We start from the raw sequence: 25164 nt of genomic DNA, 5'->3' as shown, positions 1-25164 counted from the left end.
AACACACCTTGTGCGTACCCTAACATAAGTTAGAATAGGGGGTATAAGGTGCGGTTGATTGTTCTCGCAGAATCAATCAATCATAGCCATATTATCACACACTTGACATTATGTCAACACTTTTCATAACAAATCATGCTTAAAATCAACGTATTATCACCCCAGGAACATCCTTACCTCAAGATACTAAGTAGTATTGCAAAATGTCCTAATACATTGCACTTTGTCGGGACACTTCCCGCGGAGCGCCAAGTGACATTGGCGGTGGTCGGCACCCGTAAGCCCACCACCTACGGGAAAGAGGTGACGTCGCGGATTGTCGCTGAACTGGCGCAAAAAGGAGTGGTGATCGTCAGCGGCCTCGCCCTCGGGATTGACGCCATCGCTCACGGTGCCGCACTCGAAGCGCATGGTACTACGATCGCGGTGCTAGCGAACGCACTCCCCGCGATTCGTCCTCTTACAAACCGCTCTCTGGGCGAGCGTATTATCGCTCAGGGAGGTGCTATCATCGCCGAGCACGCGACAGATGAAAAGTTCGGCCCATGGAGCTTTCTCGAGCGCAACCGGCTAGTGGCAGGTATCAGCGATGCCGTATTGATCACTGAAGCCAGTGCAAAAAGCGGTACGCTCAATACGGCGATGCATGCCCTTGAGCAGGGCAAAGACGTATTTGTTGTCCCGGGCAATATTACCAGTCCTTTGAGCGCCGGCTGCAATGCGCTTATCAAACAAGGAGCCCACCCCGTAACCTGCTCAGACGATATTCTTGAGATCCTCGCGCCCGAACTCCTCTCGGCACCAGCACATCAGATACTGACATATAGCCCCACTGAACGGTTGATCATCGAGCAACTACAAAACGGTGTTCATGATGGCGAACTTATTCAGCGCCAGACGGGCCTCGATGCAGCCTCGCTCTCAACTGCCTTGAGCATGCTTGAGGTAAACGGCACCATCCGCTCGCTCGGCGCAAATCAGTGGACAATATACTAGAATTAGTGTAATAATATTTTTTAGCCCTCTACTGTAGAGGGAAGCCCTTGCTTACTGACAATCATCCTGGGAGGGAATGATGTATAACGATCTGCGCAAAACGCACATCGCCGTGCTCACTTCTGAGGCGGAGGCAGCCCGGCTGGACCTCGCGACCCATCGCCATCTGCTTGGCGAGCTGCTCGCCGCTTACGCCGAGCTGGTCCGCGAGTCGGGTCAAGCTCATTCCAGTGAGTGGGCAAACCTCTTCAACGCGTACGCTTGGGGAGACCTCGATTTCAGCGCACTCTATGCGATGCTCAACATCCAGGAGACACGGCCCACCAATGAGCCGCGCACAGAGACAAACACGGTCCGCAACGCCTGCGTGATCTACCAGCACCGGGCTCTTGTGAATCCTCCGCGCCAGTAGCCGCCAGCCACCATAAGGGCCTCTGCCGCCCCGAAATCCGCTTCGAGCCCTCGGCTCAGCGCCTTTCGGGGCGGATTTTCGTACTACGCCTACTTTTGACTTGCAATCTTAGTAGGAGACGCGTACTATACGGACTTGGATTTGTGGCCCAGACGCCAACATTCATATATAGTAGGTGATACACATGAGCAAACATCTCGTTATCGTTGAGTCGCCCGCAAAGGCAAAAACTATCGAAAAATACCTTGGAAAAGACTTCAAGGTTCTTAGCTCTATCGGGCATATTCGTAGCATCGCCAAGAAAACAAAGGACGGTACACCGCCCATAGATGTCAAAAATGGCTTTGCTACTACCTACGAAATAGACCCCGAAAAGAAAAAGACAATCGCCGAACTAAAAAAAGCCGTCAAAGCAGCCGAGACCGTCTGGCTGGCAACCGATGAAGACCGAGAAGGCGAAGCCATTGCGTGGCACCTCTGTGAAGTCCTCAAGCTCAATCCCGCGACGACAAACCGTATTGTTTTTCATGAAATTACCAAGTCCGCTATCGAAGAGGCAGTCGCTCACCCGCGCACCGTTGACATGAAACTTGTCGAGGCGCAGCAGGCCCGACAGATTCTCGACCGCATCGTCGGGTTTGAGCTCAGTCCCGTCGTCTGGCAAAAAGTACCTGGCGGCAAGAGTGCCGGAAGGGTACAAAGCCCCGCCGTCCGCCTGCTCGTCGAGCGTGAACGCGAAATCCGCGCCTTTGAGAGCACATCGCAGTTCAAGGTCGTCGCTATTTTTACCCACAACGGTCATGAGTTCAAGGCCGAGCTTCGACAGCGTTTTGATACCGAGGAGACTGCCCGAGCATTCCTCGAAAGTGTCAAAACTGCCCAGTATACGGTAAGTGATATTTCGACAAGTCCCTCCACGCGCAATCCTGCAGCACCGTTTACGACCAGCACCTTGCAACAGGAAGCAAACAGTAAGCTTGGTTTCAGTAGTCGCACCACCATGTCGACTGCACAAAAGCTCTACCAAGAAGGTAAGATCACCTATATGCGTACTGACAGCGTCAATCTCTCGACACAGGCCATCTCGGCTGCTGCCGACTACATCAAGCGTCTTTACGGGGTGGAGTATAGCCATGTACGCAAATTTACCACCAAATCTGCGGGGGCGCAGGAGGCCCATGAGGCAATTCGTCCTACCGACATTAGTCGTGAATCAGTCAGTGGGAGCGACTACGACCAAAAACTGTATGACCTCATTCGCCGCCGCACCCTTGCAAGTCAGATGGCAGCAGCAACACTGGAAAACACTACTATCACAATTGACATAGTGAACGCCGCATCACTTCCCAATGTAGCGCCTCGACAGCTCGTGTTTGAAGCGAAAGGTCAAGTCGTTATCTTTGATGGTTTCCTGCGCGTTTATGGCGGTGGCAAGGAAGACACGCTGCTGCCCGCCCTGTCCACCAAGGATTCACTTGCCGTCTATAGCCTTGAGGCACGTCAGGTCTTCGCACGACCACCCGCCCGCTACACCGAGGGTATGCTCGTCAAAAAGCTTGAGGAGCTCGGTATCGGCCGACCAAGTACCTACGCGACGATCATCAATACGGTTCAAGCCCGTGGCTATGCCGAGAAAGGTGAGTCCGAAGGCATGCCACGTGATCTTATCGTACTCCAGCTTATCGACGATACGGTTCATCGCGAAATCGAGCAAGAAAAAACCGGTTCCAACAGAGGTAAATTAGTACCAACGCCCGCCGGTGAACTCATCAGCGACTTCCTTGGCAAACACTTCAATCAAGTGATCGACTATGGCTTTACCGCTAGTGTTGAAGAGCACTTCGACGATATCGCCGGAGACAAGTTACCGCGAAATATGATGCTCCAAGAGTTCTATACACCCTTTCATCAGCTCATTGAGAAATCGGGAGATATCGACCGCAGCAGTGTGGGACATAGTAAAGAGATTGGTCTTGATCCCAAAACCAATCAGCCTATTATCGCTCGTTTTGGCCGCTATGGTCCGATGCTCCAGCTCGGTAACACCGAGGAGGGAAATAAACCCCAGTTTGCGCCATTGCCAAAAGGTACGAGTATCGATTCGGTGACACTCGAGCAAGCGCTTGAAGCCTTTACCTTACCACGACTCGTCGGTCAGACAGAAGATGGTCAAGACATCAAGGCAAACGTCGGCCGCTTTGGCCCCTATATCCAAGTTGGCAAGCTGTTTGTCTCGATCAAGGACCACGATCCTCGTACTATCGCGCTCGCTGATGCACGCGAGCTCTACTCTGCTAAGTTACACGCCGAAGCCGAAAAAACTATTGCCGACTTTGGTACGATAAAAATCCTCAACGGCCGCTTTGGTCCCTACATCACCGATGGCAAAAAAAATGCCAAGATACCAAAAGATACTGACCCCAAGACTATCAAAGAATCAGAAGCAAAACAGCTCTTAGAATCAGCGCCAGCAAAAGGCAAAGCACGCCGCATCCCACGACGCAAAAAGGCATAACTACCTCTATCAGATATTGACTTTTATACCGTTATTTGATATAATTACGTACGAACTTGAGTCTCTTCGACTCCTGTCAGCTCCTCTCGAGAAAGGCATCTGAGATGAACAGCATCCCGTTCGAGATCTACATCAGCGGCCTGATGGTCGGCCTGCTCCTCTGGCTCATCGTCAGAGCCGTCTTCAGGTACGAGATCCTACGGGGGACCTGGTTCCCCGTAGGAGTCGCCGGCTGGACGCTGGGTGGGTGGCTTGGGGGTGAGCTATTACGTCACCAGCACCAACTCGCCAGTGACTTCTGGTGGGCCCTCGGCGGCTGTAGCGCCTTTTGGCTGCTCAACAGGAACAGCCACCCTCTCAGGCCCCCGAACAACATCGAGGTGTGAGCTCCAGCCCGCACCAGAGAGAGCCCGTCCCAAGCCGTCACCCCGGCTTCGGTCCACCGCTCCTCTGGGGCGGGCTCTCTTCGTAAAATTGGCTATAGCTGGTGTAATATTTGCCACGTTTTCCATTGGCAACTATAGCAATAAAACAGGGGTGAAAGTTGACAGTATTGAAGATGATGGTTAGCCTCACCATCATTTTTTGATATAAAAAGTCTCAAAAAAGTATTTACCATAAGCGTCGACATTGTGCTATAATAATGCCATAGAGAATTTGGGGTTTGACATTTTGGAAATATTGTTCTATAATCAAAACCAAGATTCAATAGTAAACATAATTTCCAGAGGTGAGGCAGAGAGGAATGGAGATACAAGTAATGAGTGAACCTGCACAGCAAAATACTGCAGCAACTCTGAAGAAGGCCGTTGAAGACATCTTGCGTGTCATCGAGCAGGAGCGCGAACGTGAGATTATTACCCGACGCTTTGGACTTTTTGACCGACGCGAAACGTTGGAACAAATCGGCGAGTTACTCGGTATCACTCGCGAGCGCGTCCGCCAGCTCGAAAAAGCCATCCTCATCCGTCTCAAAATCGCTGCCGACGAAGGAAAGATACCAGCCATCCACGACGTAGAGCGACTCATTATTCGCGATCTTAGCGAAAACGGCCGCGTCGCTCGCGTGCAAGACCTCGCGACGCGCCTTGTCACCACAGCTCCTTCGGCTCAAACCAAAGCGCATGTCGCATTTATCGGTGAGTTATCACCAAAGCTAATAGTTATCAATGAAAACGACAATTACTATCTGGGCGTTGGTATCGCAGAGTATGGCGACGAAAAGAAAGTACGCGCTTCGGTGGACGACATCGTCAAAACTATCAAGAAACATGGCGAACCAGTTGGTATCGAGCAGCTCCACGATATGCTCAGCTATGAAAACCCAAACCAAGTTCGTGCGCTCGCAAGCCTCAGTAAGCTCCTCGCAAGCCTCAAGGACGTATGGGGTCTCGTCAAATGGCCTACCGTCAATCCAAAAAATATCCGCGACAAGATCTACGTTATCCTCGCTGATGGTGGTAAACCACTCCATTTCAGCGACATCGCAAAAACGATCAAGCAGAGTGATTTCAAACGCAAAGACGTGACCACGCAGGCCATCCACAATGAGCTTATCAAAGACAAGCGCTTTGTCCTCATCGGCCGCGGTATCTATGCCCTCGACGAGTGGGGCTATAGCAAGGGTACCGTGAGCGATATTATCACCAAGGTGCTCAAAAAAGCGGGGGAGCCCCTCCACCGCGACGAAATTGTCAAACGCGTACTCAAAAGCCGACAAGTCAAGGAGACGACTATTCTCCTCAACCTCCAGAGCAAATCAGAGTTCAAACGTGTCGCTAAGGCCACATACACTCTCGCTGAAGTTGACGGTAAATAAAACCCCGAAAGCTAAATCATAAGAGTCTCGCATCACAGCGAGCTCTTTTGTTTACGCTGTATACTTTATGAGACCTTGATTTGACTTATTTATATGAAAAGTATATAATCACGTTCATCGGGGTGCGTTTTGCTCCCGAATTTTCCTAGTAGAAAAAGGAAACATGTCCACCAGAAATGGCACCGTCAGGATATTCCGGTACTACGGTTCCGGACGTGGGACCCGTCGCGGCGGAACGGCGCACGTGCACCGGTACGCAACGAGCGTTATCGTCCAAGAGCTCAGTGATGATAAGGGGAGGGATTCGGCGAGTCGGCTCACCATCGAAGCCACCGGCAATGACCCCCATATCACCCTCGAGTTCACCGACGGCCCCAAGCTGGACCTCAAAATCGTCTTCAAGCCCGTCGAGGGTGACCCGATCGGCTGGGAGGAGATGGTGGCATTTGCAGAGGGCCTCACGGCCGTCTGGAATGCGGGGTACCAGGTGGTCTCCAACTACTAGATAACCCGCCAACCGACAGAACCCGCTACTCGCACCATGCGAGTGCGCACGACTCGCCGGTGGCGGGTTTTGTCATTATCTGATCATGCTTACTCTTGCAAAATTAACAGAGGTATGATATAATGAGAAGCACTAAGTTATGGCATTTATCACGTGGTTTGTCTCTCTGTTGCTTCAATGGTACGTCTGGGTACCTATTGTTGTCATCCTTCTCTACCTGACATGGCGCAATTATCAACGCATCGATATGGTAAGAGATGTCGAGAGTGTCCTCCTGGCGCTTGAGATTCCAAAGGCGAATGACAAGAGTGAGCTTGCCGCCGAGCAGATGTTTGCCAGCCTGCACGGTATCCTGCGCGATGCCAAAGAGCTCCGTGCAAATGGGGGATACCAAGAACACCTCAGCTTTGAGATTGCTTCAGTCGCCGGTAGAATCCGTTTTTATGTATGGGTTCCCAAGACATTGCAGAGCTTCGTCGAGGGCCAAGTATATTCCCAGTACCCTCAGGTTCAAATTCACACTGCTGATGAAGATTATGTCTCACATGAGCGCCAACATAGCGTTGTCTATACTTCCGAAATTACCCTCACAGACCGAGAATTTCTCCCCATCAAGACCTTCCAAAGTTTTGAGGTTGACCCGCTCGCCGGCATCACGGGAACGCTCGCCAAGCTAGAAGATACTGACGAAGAGATTTGGATTCAAATGTTAGTACGACCTATCGCCGATGAATGGCACAAAGCCTCAGAATCCTGGGTGCGAAGTGTCAAAAACGGCACAGCGGCGTTTTTCAATGGCGACTTCAACCTCAAATGGTTTGCCGGCCTCTTTATGGCCCTCTGGCAACCCCCAGAGCAGGGAGTGAGCGGCACTACTGTCAAAGAGGTCTCAGAACGTGACAAAACACGTATCGCCGAGGCCGAAAAAAAAGCGACAAAGCTGGGCTACCAAACCAAAATCCGTGTCGCCTATCTAGGGGAGAGTACGGCAAACGCCAAACTCCGTATGCAGGCCATCGTCGGGACCTTCAAACAGTTCAATAGCACAAACCTCAATGGCTTCAAAATGACAACCGATAGTTTCAAAAAAGAGGATCTTGCTAAATACAAGTCTCGCCTCTTTGCCGATAGGGGATATATCCTCAATATCGAAGAGGTGGCCTCGGTATTCCACCTGCCACACACCAATGTCGAAACGCCCAATATTGTTTGGGCGAGCAGCAAAACAGCCGAACCGCCAGCAAAACTACCGGTTATCACTGGTGATATGGCGATCGATGAGAATATTTCTGCTTTTGGCCTGACCAATTTCCGCGGTATCAATCACCAATTCGGCATGCTTCGCTATGACCGTAGCCGCCACGTCTACATCATCGGACAGACTGGAGCAGGGAAGTCCGGTACGCTCGAGCTGTTTGCGCTGAGTGACATCTTTCACAACCAAGGCTACGCCATCATCGACCCGCACGGCGACTTCGCCGTAGACAACATGCGCTTCATACCAGGGAGCCGTCTGCAAGACGTCGTCTACTTCAACCCGGCCGACACAGCATTTCCTCTCGGGTTTAACCCGCTCGAAGTTACAAACCCCAACCAAAAAACAAATATCAGTTCAGAGGTTATCGGTGTCCTCAAGCGCATGTTTGGCGAATCCTGGGGACCTCGCCTCGAGTATATTCTCCGCTATACAATTTTGGCACTCCTTGACCGACCCGAGACAACTATGCTCGATATCACACGCATGCTCACCGACAAAAAGTTCCGCAAGGAAACACTAGGGTACTGTACCGATACAGTAGTGCTTCAGTTTTGGAATGTCGAGTTTGCCAGCTGGACAGATAAGTTTCAGGCCGAAGCAATCGCTCCTGTACTCAATAAGGTAGGCGCCTTTACCGCCAACCCCATTATCCGCAACATTATCGGCCAGCCAAAGAGTACGTTCAATATTCGGAAGATTATGGATGAGGGCAAAATCCTGATTGTCAATCTATCAAAAGGATTGATCGGCGAAGATAATGCCTCAATCTTGGGCGCTTTCCTGGTGACAAAGATTCAGCTCGCGGCCATGAGCCGCAGCGATATTCCAAATGTCGAGGATCGCCGGCCGTTTTATCTGTACGTTGACGAGTTTCAAAACTTCGCGACTGATTCGTTTGCTACTATTTTGTCTGAGGCACGCAAATATGGGCTTAACCTCACCGTCGCCAATCAATACATCTCTCAGATGAGCGAAGAGGTACGCAACGCTGTCTTCGGCAACGTTGGCACGATGATCAGCTTCCGTGTCAGTCCCGACGATTCTCCTATTTTAGCCAAGCAATTTGAGCCGCAATTTGAGCCGCAAGACCTCTTACAGATGCACAATCGGCATTTTATTATCAATATGGTAATCAACGGCGAGAAGGCGCCAGCGTTTAGTGCTACCACATTAAACCTGCCCATACCGCAAGAAGACAATACTGGCCGCATCATCGAGTATACCCGCATGCATTATAGCCGAACCCGAGAAGATATCCAGCACGAAATTGACGAACGAATTATGCCTTCAGACCCAAACAAAAAGCCCCCTCAGGCGCCCACTCCAACAAATACACCCCCAGTGAGCGTTGAGCGTCTCTGGCCGATAAATGCTCATACTCAAACCGTTACTCCAGATTCGCTCAACACATCGCTTATCCAACAGCAGGGGAGAGTAGCATCAAGCCCCCTCCCGACCGCAGCCGTCGCATCATCCCCCCTGTCGGTGGTTGATAATGAAAACCAAGGACAGGCAAAGAAAAGGCGTAGTCGTAGCCGGAAACGTAAACCGACTTCAGATTCGCCCATTTCTGTCGAGCGCGAGCAGGGGACAACCCCTAGCCGACCGGCAGCAAAACCAGAATCATCACCGCGCGATCCTACCTTCCTCTCACTTCGCTAATCAAATATTAGTCAAAACCTTATCAGTGTGGCAGCCCGGATTAGGCACCGCCAGGATATATGGTGCTGAACTTAGTCCGTTCCGGGCCATTTCTATGGTAACAAACTCCCCACATACTTGCTAGTAATCAAAAAAATGAAACAGAACAAAAATAGAGCATTGCTATTTGAGTAGCAACGCCCAGGTTTGTTTTTACTGATGGTGTCCAAATGGGCCGGATATATCAACGGAAGCCAACGGTACCATGTGACAGACCGAGGCCTGGAGGGGGATCAAACGTAAAGTAGGAGATAGTCCAAAGGAAAATATCAAACATTTATGGGCGAGAAGGTAAATGTAACAATAACTCTCATATACTGACTTAACGTCGCACAATATACCTTTTACGACATTAAATATATTGAACAAAGATGAATCAGCATACGTCTAGATGGAGTGCCAATTATACTCCTGGACCCCCATTGAAGGGGACTTTGTCTTGTTAACTTCAGTATCACCCGTATAATGCACATGTAACTTCACACTGCAGTTCATCCATATATTGTGCCATAAGTTACTCCCGCTCAACCATGTCTCATGATGTAGTTTTCCACACATCAGGTAAACTTGACCGTGCGATCCGTCTATGCTAATATTTGCTTTTTTATAAAAAATATTATTCCCCTATTCTTTTCCCCTATTTCGACGATATTTGCTTTTCCCCTACTTTTGTATGTTAATATATATTTTACTTATGTATTAAAAACAGAACAAAAATAGAACATACTCCGATTGGCAAGGAGAGTCCTCTTTACTTATAAAATGCTTTGCCGCTGACCCGAACATCGAGGTATTCAGGTGAGGAACCGTTGCTTTTGAGATATCGCACTGATCGATCGGCATCCTCTACTTGCTCCCCCACCGGACGGTCCACAGAAAACTTTATGGGATACGCTATATCCGCTAAAGATACCTCGACTTGCCGCAAACTATTTAGGGGCAGTGTCACCTGCATCACTTCATAGCCCTGTTGGCGCATTTTTCCCACCAACGTGCCGATAAAGCTCAAAAACCGGTTACTGACGAGTACTTGATTGCCGTGCGCCTGAACGCCACTTTTATCGATAACCTCAACGAGAGGTGTAGTGAAAAAATTGCGTGTAAACGCATTGCCGTTGGCATCAACGTACAACTGGGAGCTTGTCGCATGCCACACCACGACAGGTTTTCGTACGGCAATTATCAGTTCAGCTGTACCCAGTGCATCCCCATAAGTTACACCTGGCAATACGTGGTCCACCTCAGGGTAGGTCATTTGCATGTACTCAGTTAACTTTACTGTATCAAGCGAAAAACGAAACCGTTCTAGTGGATAACGATTGAGATATTCTTGGGTGATACGCTGATACAGAGCGGTATCAGCGCCACTCACGCCACTCACACGTATCATAACGGTCGCAATTGACTGGTACACCAGCCATGCCATTAGCAGTGCACCGCTAACGCTTAGTATGAGAAGTATTGAAAGCCGGCGGCGGCGATGGCGCAGTCCATGGACATGAACACGCGGCGAGCGAAGCTCTGCTGCATGCTCGTTAACACTTTGTACCTCAGATGAGAGACTACCCGTCAATGTCCGATTCCGACGAAATGCGGTCGAATGTGTCGATACGGGCCTCGGTACATCGTGTGATATCGAAGACTGAGCTCCATAGACAAATCGGCGAGCAGGAGGCTTTTGTTGTGTTTTTTTCAATAGTTTCATCTTACCCCATTAGTATAGCAGTTTTAGGGGTGTCGTTGCCGATACGTCTCTGCTATCATCGCTGCAACATCACTCGCTGCATGTGGTTTTGCATAACTGTGTAAAGTTTCGGCAAGACGATCCGCGTAATCTTTATTGCGAACAAGCTGCATGATGACGTCCGCAAGCTTTCCTTGACCCTCGATATCGTCGTCGCTAAGGATAACGGCCGCGGACGCCTCACGATACACTTCGGCATTCTTCCGTTGATCACCCAGTGTCTTTGCTGGAATCAAGATAGCTGATTTTCTCATGCCAGCAAGCTCCTGGATAAATGTCGCACTCGCTCGAGAAACAACCACGTCAGCGGCACCAAGTATGTCTGCCATCCCCTCAAATACAAATGGCACAACCTGATAATGAGGGTCCTGGATCGCCAATGTTTTCACCTCTTCATAATGGGCCCTACCGGTTACATGATAAAGGCAAATACCTTCATGAACCAGGTATTCCGCGTCTTGTAAAAGAGCCGTATTGATGCGAGTGGCGCCTAATCCACCCCCCGTTACTACTACGAGCGGTAAGGACTCATCAAAACCAAGATGACGCTTTGCTGCCTGTTGCTCCTGTGGTGTATAGGGGCGAAAACTCCTATCGATAGGTACCCCGCTATAGCGCGTAATCTCGCGTCGATAGCGATAGTTTTCAGTAGGCGAACCGGTAGCAATGGCTGACGCCCAACGGCCCAACACACTGTTGGTCAAGCCGGGTCGTGTATCAGAATCATGGACGACAATCGGAACGCCGAATAGACGCGCCGCCATTCCGACCGGTAAACAAACAAAGCCACCTTTTGCAAACACGATATCTGGCTTAAAGCGCCAGATAAGCACCAGACTCTGGAAAAAGCCGATCAAGACTTTTACGCTATCTGCTACATTTGCAAAAACTAGCTTTGGCATCAAAAGCTGTCGCATAACCGATAGATGCTTATACCGTCTCAATTTGCCGGCCGTAATCGTTTTTACCGTGATGGGTACGTGAGCAGTCTTCATCAACCCCCTCGACTGCGCCGCAAAGGCCTTGTCACAGACAAATACCACCTCAACATCAGGATATTTCAGAGCAAGTTCATTGATAACGACGACGACCGGAGTAACGTGACCCCCCGATCCCCCGCCGGCGCAAAGTAGTCTCATTGCCATTGGTCTCCTTTACTGGGCTAAGTTGGTGAAGCGTGTAACGCGAAATCTGAAATGCCATTCCTAGCGCCCCTGCGATAAATAACATACTTGTACCACCAAAGCTGAGAAGAGGCAGCGTGATACCGGTCAGTGGGAAAATCCCTACCATCGAGGCAACATTCAATACAATATGCGACGCCAGCCATCCCCATATACCAGCAACAGCGAGTTTCATCGTAATATCTGAGGAGTGATCAATAATATGAAGTAGCCGTATTAGTAAAGCGCCGAATGCTAGCAATATCGCCACAACGCCAACAAACCCGAATATTTCGCCCAAAATGGCAAACACTGAGTCGTTGATCGCCTCAGGCAGATAGCCCGTCGCCTGCACGCTGTTTCCTATGCCCAGTCCAAATATACCGCCGGTGCCAAGCGCAATCATGGCGTTTTTTATGTGATAGTTTGCGTCATCATTTGATGAACTGCCCGTAACTGCACTCTCACCTTGCAAAAACGTGGTCACACGTTCAATTCGATGCGGTGCGATGACGATTGCCAAAATACCGACAGCAAGTGCTCCCAGAACGATTTTTAGCATGATACGGGTGCTTATCCCACTCACGAGAAGAATCGAAAAAGCAATCGATGCCAAGGCTACACCTGTCCCCAAATCTTTTTGCACAATGACGACAAAAAATAGTCCAAGCAGTGTTACTGCCAGCATGGGGTAAATAGTCGAAGTCAAATCATTCAACTTACCTTGATTGATGCGAATACCCAAAAAAACCGCCATATACATGAGGAGACCAAACTTCAGAAACTCAGCCGGTTGAAAACTGCCGAGCGACCCAAACTCAAACCATCGACAGGCACCAAGTGAACACTGAGCAATGCTGCTAATATGTAGTAGATTGCCAGTGACAAATAGGATTACACAGAGTCCTAGTCCGATAAGCAATAACGTTGAAGCGTGTTTTTTTACGAGCCCAAATGGCAGTGATGCCATAACGGTAAATGCGACTCCTGCAAGCAACAAGCTTACTGCTTGTTTTACAACGAAGTAAGTCGCGGTGTAGGTGTCGGTGCCATATGCTTGATTAAGTACATTTGCGCGTTGCGGTCCTATCGCATACATAATTACCAGTCCCAATAACATTAAGAGCCCTACATAGAGAACGATCTGATAATCAGGGCGATGACGCCGCTGCGCTATAGAGTCTCGTAGTCTCGTACCATCAGATACGACGCGCCGTCTTAGCTGTTCCACCCTAGATATGTCCCCCCGTCATCGCCATAAGCAACCCGATGAGTCCCATCGTGCAGCTGATTACCCAAAATCGCATCGTTACTTTCACTTCGGGCCAACCAATCGCTTCCAGGTGATGATGGATCGGTGCAGAAATAAATAGTTTCCGTCCGAACAATCGCTTGCTAACAATTTGCACCAAGCTTGAGCCAGCCTCGATCACAAATACTGCACCGATGATTGGCAGCAAAAAGAGCGTGTTTGTCAACATGGCGATAACCCCGAGCGAGGCACCATAGGCAAAACTCCCGACATCTCCCATAAAAAACCGCGCCGGATAAATATTAAACCATAGGTAGCTTAGAAGCGCGCCCGTTACCGTAAAACAAAAGCCGGCGATGTGGTAGTGCCCTTGCAACAGTGCGATCATACCAAACACCGTAAAGCTCGTCGTCAGCAACCCCCCGGCCAGGCCATCGAGCCCGTCACTGATATTAACCGCATTTCCGGCCGCCACTACCGCAAATACAAACAACGGCACAATCCATATACCCAGGAACCAATCTCCAATATATGGTATATGTACTGTCGTATAGCCGAGCCGACTATAAAAATACCAACCCAAGACGACTGCGACGAGCGTGATCATCGCAAACTTAATGCTCGAACGCAATCCGGCCACACCGCTGCCCTGACCGCGAATATTGATAATATCGTCCAGCAGCCCCACTGCCCCACCGCCGACAAGCGCAGCAAGTGGTAGCCAGGTTTCGGCACGATTAAAATTGAAAAAATACGTGATAACGGTGATTGTTACCACGCCAACGATACCCGCCATTGTCGGTATGATGCGTGTAAACTTCTTTGCGTGGAGCTTCGTAAAGACTTGGAGCAATTCACCCGTCGCACTGGTCGTGCGCTGCTGTTTCCAGAACTTATAGCGGTAAGCAAAATAGGTATAGATCGGCGTCAGCGTCATAGCGAGCAGAAATGCTCCAATACTCAGCATGAGCGTGTCGTTCATTTCGTGGGTAAATAGTGGTGCGGTCATCTCTCTATTATCTATCCTTTCGGCTGTAGCTTCAAGTAGTCAATCATCCAGTTTGAAATATCGGTAAAAATTGGTAGTGCATGCGTGCCACCAGACAAGTTCATGCCTTTTCCTGATACCTCTACCATGATTACGTACCTGGGAACTTCACCCTTCTCTCCACCAAAGCCGAGATAGGTGCCAATTGTCTGATTGAATACGTACTTTCCATTCTCGATTGTCTGAGAAGTACCGGTTTTGCCACCAATATAAAATCCCTGTTTGTCATGACCGGCATAAAACGCTTGTCGCGCCTTATATACCATATCCCTCATCGTATCAGACGATGCAGGAGTGATGACACCGCCGTAGCGGGACTTTGGAGCTGCCGGGATATACGAACCATTGGCGTCAACTTTGCCGGCGATGATCGACGGTGTGTAGTAGGTGCCTCCATTGATCACGGCACAGAACCCGCTAGCAACCTGTAGCATCGTGACATCCATTCCCTGCCCAAATGACATATTTGAGTATCTTACAGCATTACCCTGTGCGTCGTCTGGTGGGATGATCGTTCCCGCCTGTTCGTTAGCTAACTCGATACCAGTAGTCTGCCCCATCCTGAAGCGTCCATAAAAATAATCATACATTGCCCTGCGTGCTTGATAGTTGATATTGTTTCCATCACCAAGACGTTGAGCGATTGTTACTGTTCCAGTATTAAGCGACCAGTTCAGCGCGTGTTGCATGGTGATGGTCCCTGTTTGACCCTTACTCGCATTGGTGATGACACTGTCGTCAACAGTAATATAATCAGTGTTGTTATAGGTCGATTCGGGGGTAATAACTGCCTTGTCGATACCGGTTGCAACCGTAAAAATTTTTATGTCAGAACCCGGCTCATAGGGGTTGCTGATAGTATTGTTGTTGAGTGTCGAGATGTCTGTTACCGTATCAAGCTGAGAAGGGTCATAGGTCGGTAAACTTGCCATTGCAAGCACTCGCCCACTGCGAGGATCCATCACGATTGCACTCGCATTGGTGGCACCTGTTCGTTTGAGACCATCAGCCAGGGCTTTTTCCGTCTCGGCTTGGACATTTCTATCGATTGTCAACACGAGATTATCACCATCTTTTGCCGGCACATTGACATTTGCATCGCCAATGGTCAGCGGCACAGAGCGTACATCTGTCACGGTCTTGAGTAAGCCGTTTTTTCCTTTGAGTGTCGTGTCATTTGCTTGTTCTATTCCGTACTTGCCATCACCATCGGCATCAACATATCCCACGACTTGACTTGCCAACTGGCCCTCAGGGTAAACTCGCTGCGAGACGGCATCAAAGCCGATCCCGGCAAGATTCTCTTTTTTCAAAAGTTCTGCCTGTTTTCGTGTCACTTTCGTCGCCAAAACCTGATAACGTGTTGTGGTACGAGCAAGGTATTGAGCAAAATCTTTTCGGACAGTACCGCCAGCAATGCGGTTGAGTGAATCAACAACTTTTGCACGATCCTCCACTTTTGTCGGGTCAGCCCACACTGTATACACCGTCTCATTCATAACGAGTTTCGTTGGCGAACCGTTATCAAGCGTATATATCTCACCTCGTTTGGCATGCAACGTAAATTGCTTTATTTGTTCACCCGCTGCCTGTTCGACATAATAGTCGTGTCTGATGACCTGAATATAAAAGAGTCGTATCACAAAAAGTGCCATCAACCCAAGTACGATGGCAGACAGGATCGAGGTTCGACTTTTTGTGATAGGGAAAGAAAATGGCATAGGCTACTGACTTACATGTTGTATATCAGTTGGAGTAGTCATCGCTTTTGCAACGCTACTATTTTGCACTTCTTTGAGGGCTGTGAGTCGTGCATTGTCAACTTCAAGGTCTTTCTTTTGGTCAGCGAGCGTCGCTATCTTATCTTCAACAGCGCTGACGGCATAATCGTAGCCTGACGCTCGAGTCGCTTGCGTTAGATAGATTAGGCCAAGCACTGTGATCATCAGAGCAATCAAAACAGTGTGAGTGACAGGACCAAGTTTTACAGCAGAGGCAAAAGCAACAGTATTTTGGTTGCGTCCCCAGTTACTTTGGCGCCTGCTATTAAATTGTACGGTGCGTGTATATGACATGGTGGTGAATAATTTTTGGGATTATATTTGTTTTGTTTGTCTACCTGAGGGGTAGCTGCCCGTTCACTCGCATAAGTGTTCGGGCAGACCCTTCATAAGTGGTGGATAATGAGCTCGTATCCAAATAGGGTTTTATTTGACGCGAACGTCAACCTGAGCTTCTTGATCCTGATATTGTACCGGGATGTGAACTGGCATAGCCTGGTTCCCCCCTTTCTGTTTGTTTTTATGGTTTCACTGCGACGCGCAGCTTTGCGCTACGTGATCGCGGGTTGTGAACATCGTTGGTATCGCCTGCGATGGCTTTTTTTGTAACGAGGTGCAGCTGGGCTTCGTAGCCAGCGCGCTCTTGTTCCTGCAAATACCGTTTCACGACTCGGTCCTCCAGGCTGTGAAAGCTGATGATTGCTACCCTACCTCCCTTTTTGAGGAGTTTTGGGACTAGCGGCATCACTTCACTCACCTGGCGGATCTCGTCGTTAATCGCAATGCGAAAGGCCTGAAAGGTGCGTGTCGCTGGGTGGGTTTTTTGCCACTTACCGACATGAGCGTGCTTGATCGCTTCTGCGAGCTCTTCTGTTGTATTTAGCGGTCGAGCGTTCACGATCGCCGTAGCGTATCGCTGTGCAACTCTTTTCGGCTCTTCACCGTACTCCATCAAGAGTTTGACGATGTCATCTCGACGCAATGTATTGACCAAATCTCGTGCGGTCATATCATTTCGTCGATCCATCCTCATATCGAGTGGACCGCTCTTTGTAAAAGAAAATCCTCGCTCGGCATTATCGAGCTGTGGTGACGACACCCCCAGATCAAGTAGAATCAAACTAAACTGCTGACCGTTGCGCACCAGCTGTTTGGCAGCTGACACGAAATCGTCACGCATGAGCGTCGCTCCTTTGCTCGCTATATCGCCGAGATGCCCGTGAGCATATTCGTCTCTATCAACAAGACAAGAGTCTGCATAGTTTGCAGTACGTTCAAGGATGGCCCGTGCGTGACCGCCGTACCCCGCCGTCAGATCGAGATAATTCTCGCCTGATTGGGGCTGCAGTTGCGCCAAGACATCGTTGAGCAATACTGGAACATGAAGTGGTGGATGTTCTTTGATACTCATACGACCCTACTATACCACAGGGTGGCAGCGTAGAACCGTTCGAGATCACCTAACTGATAATGAGCCATGTTTGTTTTCGCATGGTGTGTTTGTTTTTGTGTATAAGTGAGTCAGCGCAAGCCGAGGGGATCCCAGTGGGACTCATACCCTATTTATGCGCAGTGAGAGACTTATGTGTGAGGTGGAGTTTTTGGGAGGTGTTGTGTTAGAGGAAGGTACGTTTGGCAATTTTTCATGTGGGCCAACCATCCACTGACTCACTACCAGATAGGTCGATCTCGAGGATATCGTTTTACAGATTTTATTTGTTAAGGAACGGTACACTATCAGATGATAAACTACATCAATTTGTCGGGTGATCCCAGTCGCCAGTACGACCCGACACGCACTGCTACCAAGTCGCGAGAGATGCTTGCGTAGTCGAGTAAATGCTGCTCGATTACCACGCGCCCCTGTTTTTGGTCGAGTGCTTGGCTGATTTTACCGCGTCGAAACCGCACGTTCAGGTCAGCGAGCTCTTCATCAAAGATGTTGTCGCCAGCCAAGGCTGGTTCAACTTCCCTGTCCCACACAAGTTGTGGGTAGAGATGAAGGTAGTCGCCAAATCCGCGAGTAAGCACGACACCGCTGGCAAATTCCGCACGAAGCTCCGTCGGAATTGTCAACCGACGCTTGTCATCAAGCTTGCGTTCGAAATAATCCATAGCGTTTCTTCGTAGTTAGCCCCTCTCGAAGCGATTAAAACGGCAGATATTAATGTGTGTTTTTGTTGTGGTGTTTATGTGTCCGGGTGTTACCCCGCTTTTCCACTAGACTCATCATACAACCCACTCCTACCCACAAGCAAGTATATTTTTTGACATTTTGTCAGTTGATGGTTATGTTTATCCACAGTTTTGTGGATAAGTCAATAAAATATCAGAGGAGAACATCTCGATACGAATGTCGAACGTGTAGTGATTTTGACGTTCCCTTTTTGCATCAAATAAGCATACTAGCTCTGAAGACGGATTGCCAACCAACCCACAAACAAGGTGAGGTTGACCAGGAGAGACACGATGAGCGTCGCCGTCCTAAAATCTCCGTATAGAGGGTCGCTTGTCGCAATTACTTGTTTTGTTAAGGAAGTGTGTTGATGTTGTTTCATAACATAATTATATTATCATATTATTTCAATAAAGTCAATATTTCCGTAATCCCTCACTACCTTCGCAACAAAAACAGACCTCCGTATACTGGTAAGTGCAAACTAAACCAAGAAAGGAGGCCTGTATGGCCTATTCTAGCAACATTTATCTTCCAAGGACACGGCGGAACGCCGTGAACTTGGTGCTTTTCGAGGGGTGGAGTATGGCGAAAGTATCTCGACACATTGGTGTCCATCGCTCTACAATCTGGCGATGGTGCCAGCGTCCCGAGGCCGCCAACCGCGTGAAATTGCTTCGCACCCGCTCTTCGCGTCCTCATTCTCACCCCAAACAACTCACTGAAGCGGTAGTTCGGCGTGTGCTTGAGCTTCGTTGGGAACTAAAGCGCTGCGCTGAAGTCATCTGGCGTGTATTGCAGCGCGAGGGGGTCTACATTAGTCTCGCAAGTGTGGGCCGCATTCTCGCGCGCCACAAGCAAGTCTCCTCACTCTATGGCCGCAAGGGCAAAGTATACCACAGGCGCACTCCTCGCCCCCGCGTAGAAGCCCCCGGCAGCTTCCTTGAAATGGATACCATCCATTTCAAAGACTGGAAGACAAAACAAGCCTACTATGTCTATACTCTCATCGATCTAAAGAGCCGCTGGGCATATGCGGCATATAGCCCGAGGATATCTCCAGAGAGAACAAATGAGTTTGTTCTCTCTGCTCTTAAGGCTGCGCCGTTTAAGGTGCAGCTCGTCCAGACGGACAATGGGCAGGAGTTCGGCAATGCTTGTGAAGCCTATCTGAATACACACGGTATTGAGCAACGGCGCATCCGTCTCGGCCGCAAGAACGACAACGCCCACATTGAGCGGTTTAACCGCACATTGCAAGATGAGTGCCTCGGAAGATGGCCGAATGAAGACACTATCCAGGCACGCCTGACGGCGTACCTGGACTTCTACAATACAAAGCGCTACCATTTAGGTATCCAGTGCAGACGGCCGATGGATGTTGCAAAGGTTTTGAGTTAGTACGAGAAGCTACCCAAATCTCAAACCCCTCCCCCGAAAGACAGTTGGCCCTGATGGGCCAAGGCCCGCCAAGGCGAAGGCTAATCAGTTAGCGGCGGGCCGATTGTCCGGAAGAGGGGGTTTTGAGACTTAGGTTATGAAGAGATCTTCTTCTTTTCAATGAACGTCATGAGTGCACTCGCTACAGCGACCGGATTATGCCGTATAAAAGACCGGGTGACTGGTATCATTTGTTCCTTTGGATCGTAGCTAATAATCTGACCCAAGAAATGTCCACCAACGGCATGGTAATGCTGAGAATCAAGCACTTTCTTGTCGATCTTTACCAGATAATCATTCTCGGCTTCATAGCGCTTCAGGAGCCGCGCCGACGGAACCTGGCTGTTATAGAGCACGATATCCAGAATGTCACCACCACCTAGTCGTTCAATCTCTCCCGCGTGATCAGAAACAGTAAAGTCATTTGTCTGACCATCTTTCGTCACAAGATTACAAACATACACTACCACCGCATCTGTTTGGCGAAGAGCATCCCCGATCCCCTTTATTGCCAACAGTGGTCCAAGTGAAGTATAGATATCGCCCGGCGCAATAACGACCAAGTCCGCCTGCTCAATAGCCTTTATCGCTATCGGGTTTACCGAAGGCGTTGGCTCAAGACTCAGCAAAGCTTTTCGTGGGTCCCTCTTAAAGTGGTCAGCATCAATTACCCGTTCGCCATGGAGACGTACTGATGATCCCGGCCAACTCATGACAAGTCGTACGTCATCTAGCGTCGCGGGGATAACTGTCCCATTAACTCGCAGTATCTCACCCGCTGTCTCAACAGCTTCGGCGAAATTGCCCGTGCTTTTCTCGAGCGCTGTCAAAAATATGTTACCAAAAGAATGTCCCGCGAACGTTCCGCTATCAAATCGATAGCTAAATAAGTCGCGTATTTTGGGTGAATCGCTCAGAGCAACAAGACACTGCCTCACATCACCCGGCGGAAGCACGCCTAATTCATCTCTTAGCACTCCGGTACTACCACCATCGTCCACCATGTTTACAATGGCGGCGATTTGGGAAGTGTGCTCCTTGAGCGCAGAGAGTAACGTAAAACTACCTGTACCGCCACCAATAACTGTCACCTTTGCTTCCTGTTTTGCGAATGGCTCGTTCATCGTTATATACCTCTTAGTGATTTGATTACTTTTGACAACCATGCCGCAGAAGGTCGCGCGGAACGCTTCATACTTTTCCTATCCACTTCATAAAGACCATAGCGGGGCCAAAAGCCCTTATCCCATTCAAATGAATCAAGTAGCCCCCCATGCAGATAACCGATAAGTTCAACACCACTTGAAAGCGCCTGCTGCATCGCAATGATTGACTGCATCAACCACCATTTGCGACGCCGGTCAGTTGCATCTGCTATGCCGCTCTCAGTGACAAGAATTGGTTTTTTGTAGCGCTCACTTAGGCGCTCAAGGGCATGTGCCAGATGATCTGGATGTAGGTCATTTCCAAGATCACTTATCTCTTTGTTATCGTTGTGAACCCGATAGCCGTAGATGCGCTGACTACCGTGGTAGTTGACTCCTATAAAGTCGCAGGTTTTCATCACTTTTTGCAGAAAATAGTCATCATGAATATATTGGATTGCTGCCGACGCCCTCACCGTCAACCATGCGTCATCTCCGGGGTAGATGTAGGCGCTATTTTTTGCAACTGATACTTTATAGCGCCCGCTTTGGGCATGCAGCAGCTCGGCCACCCTATTGTGTGCGAGCGCCAGATTATTGAGCACCCTGAATGCTCGTGACCGACTCTGGTCCTGAGGCGGCCATCGACCGATTAAGTAACTTTGTCTCACATATTCATCGGGTTCGTGCATAGTGATGACAAATTGGATCGCCGGACCAAGTTCGCTAATTACTTTTTCTGCGAAATCAACAAAATACCGTACATTGCGGCGCTTCTCAAACCCACCCATCTCTACAAACCAAACGGGTAACGTGATGTGAAATAGCGTCACGATTGGTTCCAGGCCTCGCTGTTTCAGCGCGGCGACATACTCCTTATAGTGCTGCATCTCGTCAACATTCCAGGCGTCTTTTTCTGGCTGCAACCGAGACCACTCGACGCTAAATCGAAGCGCATTCATATGCAGTCGCTTCACTAAATCAAAATCATGCTGGTATTGATGATAGTGATCGACTGCTTTAGCGGAAACGTAGTTGTCCGGCGATTTTGCTTGACGCTCAATTGAGTGCCAATGTTCTAGATCCCCGTATTGATACGAGGCTTGTGCGGCAAGCGAGCGAGCATTCTCAAGTTCCCACACCGACCATTGGTTGTGATTTCCGCCCTCTGTTTGGTGCGCACTCACAACGGCACCCCACAAAAAATCGGCCGGAAAGCGTATTGGTTGTTGCCTCGCCATATATTCTTATTATACTACTGTTCAACTGGAGCGCTGGCATGGAGCTCTTTTTTTGCCTTGAGCTCGTATTTGATACCCGTCATATCACTGGTCACATAATCATCGTTGAGGAGGTTGACAAACTTGGCGGCATCCTTCGCATCCATGATAATAATCGCACCGACTGCATCATCAGTCATTAGTTCCAGATCCATTTCTTCAGCATGAGTGATGATTTGGTCTTGCGTGACACTTGTCGGATCAACTTTTTGAAGTTTTGTCACTAGACTGGGAGTATCTCGCACCAGCGCGTCAAACGTCATCCCATCAGGGAACTTCAGCTTGAAATGCGCTTCGATTTCCTTGATCTTCTCCTCTGCTACCGCAAACTTCTTGGCATCATAGCCAAACAGTCGCACAAACTTAACCTCACTAAACGCAAAAATATCTTGGTCCGCGATGAGCACTTGATTGTCGGGGGTAATACGTAGCCCAGCATCGGCACTAAACGGCTGGAACGAGTCGCCGTTGTACATCCATGCCGTAGCTCCCTTTAGTACCTGTGACTGCGGAAGCAACTTGACTACAAAAAATGGGCTCTTTCCCTTCATCTGAAACCGTGCAACAATGCCCTTAACCTTTTTGAACTCGTGGTCGCCCTCGCGAAATACTTCAAGCCCTTCTTCACCATACATGATTTGCTCGATCACTTCTTGAGCGTGTTCAACTTTGTCGAGTGTCGTACGCTCCAGTACATTTTCCTCTGAGGCCGCCGCTTCAAAGTCACGCACTATCATACCCGTTGCTGCCCCAGTCTGGACTGTGCTGATCATGTCATAGAGAAATAACACCTTGAGCTGCGCCTTGAGTTCCTTTGCGTAGTTAGTCGCATACACCGTGTAGCCCTTTGTAAAGAGAAATAGGTCAATCTCTAGCTGATCTTTGTCTCTATCTGCTTGATTCGCCCACAGGAAAATATCGGTCGTTTGTACTGTAGTTAGTGAAGTAGTCATAGATTCTAGTGTACTATCTTTTTTGCTACGAGTAATTATTTTATTGCGGCTATGCTTGCGTACACTAGTATCTGGTGGCATACTGACTGCACGGTAGTTCGAAAAACCATATTCACTCAGATACCACCTAAGGAGGTGATCTAGGAGTGTCTCGATCTGCAAAGGCTGCAGCGGCACACGAGCCCATCTACTGGTGTCAGCTCGGTTTACTGGCGCAACTGGGCGTCATGCTCAACAGCCAGCTCCACATGGAGTTCGTCAAAAAAATGCCGGCTTGGCGACAGCGCCAGATGCGCGCCGTCTGCACCACATGCATGCGGGCCTGGCCCTGTGAGGCATCACTCACGGCCTAGCCCGCTGCACAATCCGCCCGCCCCATCACCCACTCTACGGAAGCGTCTCATCGCCCGAGTGGCTGATGGGGCGCTTCCCTAGGCAACCATATCTTCACCAAAGTGCTTCTGCAGACGCATCCTAATACTTCCCTCGTGCCGTCCAAGTTTTTTGCTCAACATCATTATATCCGCACCTCCTAAGAAATCTGTCTTAAGCGTAGCATCGTCGGCCTCAGTCCACAGCATATACGCCTGTGGGTACGTTTCGCGCATGACAGCTATCTTTTGCGCCCAACTACCCGATGGTTGCTTTTTCTTTTTCGGACCTACTCCTTCATCTTTCCTCTTTACTGCTTTCTGATGCAGATGACTAAATCTCTTTGCCGCGGCCACACTTTGACGTCGAAGTTGGCTATCAATCTCCTGAGCTTGCTCACTCACTTGCAGCGCCATACGATTAATCCCGGTAAGATAGAGATTGGATAACTTTTTTACTCGGCTGAGTGCGACATATCCCATACCGGGTACAAACGCTTTAGTGAGGTCAATACGAGCGATATCAAGCGTCATACCCTGGCTTTTGTGAACGGTGATCGCCCATGCTAGTCTGAGGGGTATTTGGCTGATGCTGGCCCGTTTTTTATCACCATCTCGCAACTCCCAAGTATCAGGCATCATCGTTACTGTGCGTCCACTATGAAACTCAACGACGGGATAATCACTGCCATTTTCGAACGCCACAACGGTGCCGATACTACCGTTTGCATAGCGACGGTTAGTATCATTTTTTACTGCCATAACTAATGCACCTTTTTTAAGCGTCAGTGTGGCTGGCGCCAGCACACTTCGCTGAAGGCTTTCGACATAGCTAACAGAACCCGTAGTGTGCTGGTCGTAGGCCACTTCATCCCCAGGCAGCCGTTCAAGCTGTTGGTTATTGATACGATCAACATCAACATTGATTGTATGCAGCTCTGTCAGCGAAGATGTGGGCGGCGGTGTTTCGTCAGCACGCGCAAGCAGCAACTCGGCGTGTCGGCGGCGAAGATCACCCGCCCTGAGGTGAGTGAGGATATCATACAGATCATCATTTTCATCTTGTCGATACTGATCATCGAGGTACAAAATAATAGGATCAAGATCACGCCATGCGTGACTTTCAACAACGAAACCACCCGTCCTACTTCCCTCTCGATTAATGGGGGGTAATTGAAAGAAATCGCCACTCATAATAAGCTGTATGCCACCAAATGGGGTATCTGGCTGTTTGCGCACTATCCGACAGACCTCATCAACCATATCAAGCCGGTAATCATGCAGCATTGATACCTCGTCGATAATGAGGATGTCTGTTTTTTCTATAATATCTCGTCGACCCTTACTAATATGATCGACAAAACCATCCGGTAGACTATCGTTGATACCGATCCCCGACCAGGTATGTATCGTTGTTCCCCCCAGGTGGGTCGCCGCGAGGCCGGTGGTAGCAGTTACGCTGACATGCTTGCCCTCATACTTACTGAGACGGATAAATTGGTTGAGCACATACGTCTTACCGGTTCCCGCTGGACCCGTAAGGAGCGCGCTTTCGCCCGCCAGTAATATCTCGAGTGCTAACCCCTGATTCATTCTCCTTTAGTA

General features: G+C 49.3%; 21 protein-coding genes. 8 read left to right on the top strand and 13 right to left on the bottom strand.

Annotated features, from left to right (window positions below; genetic code table 11):
* Window positions 1-135: 135 nt before the first annotated feature.
* From dprA to L336_RS06000, 7 genes are all read left to right on the top strand, one after another.
* Entirely contained in the window at window positions 136-996 is an 861-nt protein-coding gene (gene dprA / locus L336_RS04210) for a DNA-processing protein DprA (RefSeq protein ID WP_015641973.1), read from the top strand.
* Window positions 997-1072: 76 nt separating this feature from the next.
* Complete coding sequence (locus tag L336_RS04205) at window positions 1073-1408, top strand: hypothetical protein (protein WP_015641972.1); 336 nt, start codon at window positions 1073-1075, stop codon at window positions 1406-1408.
* A 184-nt stretch (window positions 1409-1592) separates the two neighbouring features.
* On the top strand, window positions 1593-3923 hold the full coding sequence (gene topA / locus L336_RS04200) for a type I DNA topoisomerase (protein ID WP_015641971.1): 2331 nt from the start codon (window positions 1593-1595) through the stop codon (window positions 3921-3923).
* A gap of 56 nt (window positions 3924-3979) precedes the next feature.
* On the top strand, window positions 3980-4309 hold the full coding sequence (locus tag L336_RS04195) for a hypothetical protein (protein ID WP_041191353.1): 330 nt from the start codon (window positions 3980-3982) through the stop codon (window positions 4307-4309).
* Window positions 4310-4683: 374 nt separating this feature from the next.
* Window positions 4684-5742 carry a sigma factor-like helix-turn-helix DNA-binding protein gene (locus L336_RS04190; RefSeq protein ID WP_160142771.1) on the top strand — a complete coding sequence of 353 codons (1059 nt, stop codon included), beginning with the start codon at window positions 4684-4686 and terminating at the stop codon, window positions 5740-5742.
* A 163-nt stretch (window positions 5743-5905) separates the two neighbouring features.
* Window positions 5906-6247 carry a hypothetical protein gene (locus L336_RS04185; protein WP_041191351.1) on the top strand — a complete coding sequence of 114 codons (342 nt, stop codon included), beginning with the start codon at window positions 5906-5908 and terminating at the stop codon, window positions 6245-6247.
* A 139-nt stretch (window positions 6248-6386) separates the two neighbouring features.
* The gene (locus L336_RS06000) at window positions 6387-9167 is read left to right on the top strand and encodes a type IV secretion system DNA-binding domain-containing protein (protein WP_015641969.1); all 2781 of its coding nucleotides are present in this window, start codon (window positions 6387-6389) and stop codon (window positions 9165-9167) included.
* Between the two features lie 790 nt (window positions 9168-9957).
* On the opposite strand, the gene L336_RS04175 is transcribed toward L336_RS06000, so the two are convergent.
* From L336_RS04175 to L336_RS05940, 9 genes are all read right to left on the bottom strand, one after another.
* On the bottom strand, window positions 9958-10911 hold the full coding sequence (locus L336_RS04175; RefSeq protein ID WP_015641967.1) for a cell division protein FtsQ/DivIB: 954 nt from the start codon (window positions 10909-10911) through the stop codon (window positions 9958-9960).
* Between the two features lie 23 nt (window positions 10912-10934).
* Window positions 10935-12095 carry a UDP-N-acetylglucosamine--N-acetylmuramyl-(pentapeptide) pyrophosphoryl-undecaprenol N-acetylglucosamine transferase gene (locus tag L336_RS04170; protein ID WP_015641966.1) on the bottom strand — a complete coding sequence of 387 codons (1161 nt, stop codon included), beginning with the start codon at window positions 12093-12095 and terminating at the stop codon, window positions 10935-10937.
* Window positions 12022-13344 carry an FtsW/RodA/SpoVE family cell cycle protein gene (locus L336_RS04165; protein ID WP_015641965.1) on the bottom strand — a complete coding sequence of 441 codons (1323 nt, stop codon included), beginning with the start codon at window positions 13342-13344 and terminating at the stop codon, window positions 12022-12024. The genes L336_RS04170 and L336_RS04165 overlap by 74 nt, the downstream gene beginning before the upstream one ends.
* A gap of 1 nt (window position 13345) precedes the next feature.
* Window positions 13346-14374 (bottom strand): phospho-N-acetylmuramoyl-pentapeptide-transferase, encoded by a 1029-nt coding sequence (gene mraY / locus L336_RS04160; RefSeq protein ID WP_015641964.1) that lies wholly within the window; start codon window positions 14372-14374, stop codon window positions 13346-13348.
* Window positions 14375-14385: 11 nt separating this feature from the next.
* On the bottom strand, window positions 14386-16134 hold the full coding sequence (locus L336_RS04155; protein ID WP_015641963.1) for a peptidoglycan D,D-transpeptidase FtsI family protein: 1749 nt from the start codon (window positions 16132-16134) through the stop codon (window positions 14386-14388).
* Window positions 16135-16137: 3 nt separating this feature from the next.
* Entirely contained in the window at window positions 16138-16488 is a 351-nt protein-coding gene (locus L336_RS04150; protein WP_015641962.1) for a hypothetical protein, read from the bottom strand.
* A 226-nt stretch (window positions 16489-16714) separates the two neighbouring features.
* Window positions 16715-17605 (bottom strand): 16S rRNA (cytosine(1402)-N(4))-methyltransferase RsmH, encoded by an 891-nt coding sequence (rsmH, locus tag L336_RS04145; RefSeq protein ID WP_015641961.1) that lies wholly within the window; start codon window positions 17603-17605, stop codon window positions 16715-16717.
* A gap of 338 nt (window positions 17606-17943) precedes the next feature.
* Window positions 17944-18309 (bottom strand): division/cell wall cluster transcriptional repressor MraZ, encoded by a 366-nt coding sequence (locus L336_RS04140; protein WP_015641960.1) that lies wholly within the window; start codon window positions 18307-18309, stop codon window positions 17944-17946.
* 290 nt (window positions 18310-18599) lie between these two features.
* Window positions 18600-18752: a hypothetical protein gene (locus L336_RS05940; RefSeq protein WP_160142770.1), complete on the bottom strand. Its 153-nt coding sequence runs from the start codon at window positions 18750-18752 to the stop codon at window positions 18600-18602.
* Window positions 18753-18877: 125 nt separating this feature from the next.
* Between L336_RS05940 and L336_RS04135 the strand changes: the two genes are divergently transcribed.
* The gene (locus tag L336_RS04135; RefSeq protein WP_015641959.1) at window positions 18878-19771 is read left to right on the top strand and encodes a DDE-type integrase/transposase/recombinase; all 894 of its coding nucleotides are present in this window, start codon (window positions 18878-18880) and stop codon (window positions 19769-19771) included.
* A gap of 134 nt (window positions 19772-19905) precedes the next feature.
* Here the strand turns inward: L336_RS04135 and L336_RS04130 are convergent, their stop codons facing one another.
* The 4 genes from L336_RS04130 to L336_RS04115 all read right to left on the bottom strand — a co-directional run bounded on the left by L336_RS04130 (window position 19906) and on the right by L336_RS04115 (window position 25152).
* Window positions 19906-20934 (bottom strand): gluconeogenesis factor YvcK family protein, encoded by a 1029-nt coding sequence (locus L336_RS04130; protein ID WP_015641958.1) that lies wholly within the window; start codon window positions 20932-20934, stop codon window positions 19906-19908.
* A 2-nt stretch (window positions 20935-20936) separates the two neighbouring features.
* Window positions 20937-22196, bottom strand: a complete 1260-nt coding sequence (locus L336_RS04125; protein ID WP_015641957.1) for a glycoside hydrolase family 1 protein — start codon at window positions 22194-22196, stop codon at window positions 20937-20939.
* A gap of 14 nt (window positions 22197-22210) precedes the next feature.
* Window positions 22211-23188, bottom strand: coding sequence for a Kiwa anti-phage protein KwaB-like domain-containing protein (locus tag L336_RS04120; RefSeq protein ID WP_160142768.1), 978 nt, complete (start codon window positions 23186-23188; stop codon window positions 22211-22213).
* A gap of 431 nt (window positions 23189-23619) precedes the next feature.
* Window positions 23620-25152, bottom strand: a complete 1533-nt coding sequence (locus L336_RS04115) for an ATP-dependent DNA helicase (RefSeq protein ID WP_015641955.1) — start codon at window positions 25150-25152, stop codon at window positions 23620-23622.
* Between the last annotated feature and the right edge of the window lie 12 nt (window positions 25153-25164).

This window comes from Candidatus Saccharimonas aalborgensis (assembly GCF_000392435.1).
In the GTDB taxonomy this organism is placed as follows: Bacteria; Patescibacteriota; Saccharimonadia; order Saccharimonadales; family Saccharimonadaceae; genus Saccharimonas; species Saccharimonas aalborgensis.
This window is presented reverse-complemented; position numbering and strand designations above follow the sequence as displayed.

What these genes read in the sequence shown, in the direction of transcription:
- dprA (WP_015641973.1), top strand. Translation starts at nt 136, where the DNA reads ATGCTTAAAATCAACGTATTATCACCCCAGGAACATCCTTACCTCAAG.
- L336_RS04205 (WP_015641972.1), top strand. Translation starts at nt 1,073, where the DNA reads ATGATGTATAACGATCTGCGCAAAACGCACATCGCCGTGCTCACTTCT.
- topA (WP_015641971.1), top strand. Translation starts at nt 1,593, where the DNA reads ATGAGCAAACATCTCGTTATCGTTGAGTCGCCCGCAAAGGCAAAAACT.
- L336_RS04190 (WP_160142771.1), top strand. Translation starts at nt 4,684, where the DNA reads ATGAGTGAACCTGCACAGCAAAATACTGCAGCAACTCTGAAGAAGGCC.
- L336_RS04185 (WP_041191351.1), top strand. Translation starts at nt 5,906, where the DNA reads ATGTCCACCAGAAATGGCACCGTCAGGATATTCCGGTACTACGGTTCC.
- L336_RS06000 (WP_015641969.1), top strand. Translation starts at nt 6,387, where the DNA reads ATGGCATTTATCACGTGGTTTGTCTCTCTGTTGCTTCAATGGTACGTC.
- L336_RS04175 (WP_015641967.1), bottom strand. Translation starts at nt 10,911, where the DNA reads ATGAAACTATTGAAAAAAACACAACAAAAGCCTCCTGCTCGCCGATTT.
- L336_RS04170 (WP_015641966.1), bottom strand. Translation starts at nt 12,095, where the DNA reads ATGGCAATGAGACTACTTTGCGCCGGCGGGGGATCGGGGGGTCACGTT.
- mraY (WP_015641964.1), bottom strand. Translation starts at nt 14,374, where the DNA reads ATGACCGCACCACTATTTACCCACGAAATGAACGACACGCTCATGCTG.
- L336_RS04155 (WP_015641963.1), bottom strand. Translation starts at nt 16,134, where the DNA reads ATGCCATTTTCTTTCCCTATCACAAAAAGTCGAACCTCGATCCTGTCT.
- L336_RS04150 (WP_015641962.1), bottom strand. Translation starts at nt 16,488, where the DNA reads ATGTCATATACACGCACCGTACAATTTAATAGCAGGCGCCAAAGTAAC.
- rsmH (WP_015641961.1), bottom strand. Translation starts at nt 17,605, where the DNA reads ATGAGTATCAAAGAACATCCACCACTTCATGTTCCAGTATTGCTCAAC.
- L336_RS04140 (WP_015641960.1), bottom strand. Translation starts at nt 18,309, where the DNA reads ATGGATTATTTCGAACGCAAGCTTGATGACAAGCGTCGGTTGACAATT.
- L336_RS05940 (WP_160142770.1), bottom strand. Translation starts at nt 18,752, where the DNA reads ATGAAACAACATCAACACACTTCCTTAACAAAACAAGTAATTGCGACA.
- L336_RS04135 (WP_015641959.1), top strand. Translation starts at nt 18,878, where the DNA reads ATGGCCTATTCTAGCAACATTTATCTTCCAAGGACACGGCGGAACGCC.
- L336_RS04130 (WP_015641958.1), bottom strand. Translation starts at nt 20,934, where the DNA reads ATGAACGAGCCATTCGCAAAACAGGAAGCAAAGGTGACAGTTATTGGT.
- L336_RS04125 (WP_015641957.1), bottom strand. Translation starts at nt 22,196, where the DNA reads ATGGCGAGGCAACAACCAATACGCTTTCCGGCCGATTTTTTGTGGGGT.
- L336_RS04120 (WP_160142768.1), bottom strand. Translation starts at nt 23,188, where the DNA reads ATGACTACTTCACTAACTACAGTACAAACGACCGATATTTTCCTGTGG.
- L336_RS04115 (WP_015641955.1), bottom strand. Translation starts at nt 25,152, where the DNA reads ATGAATCAGGGGTTAGCACTCGAGATATTACTGGCGGGCGAAAGCGCG.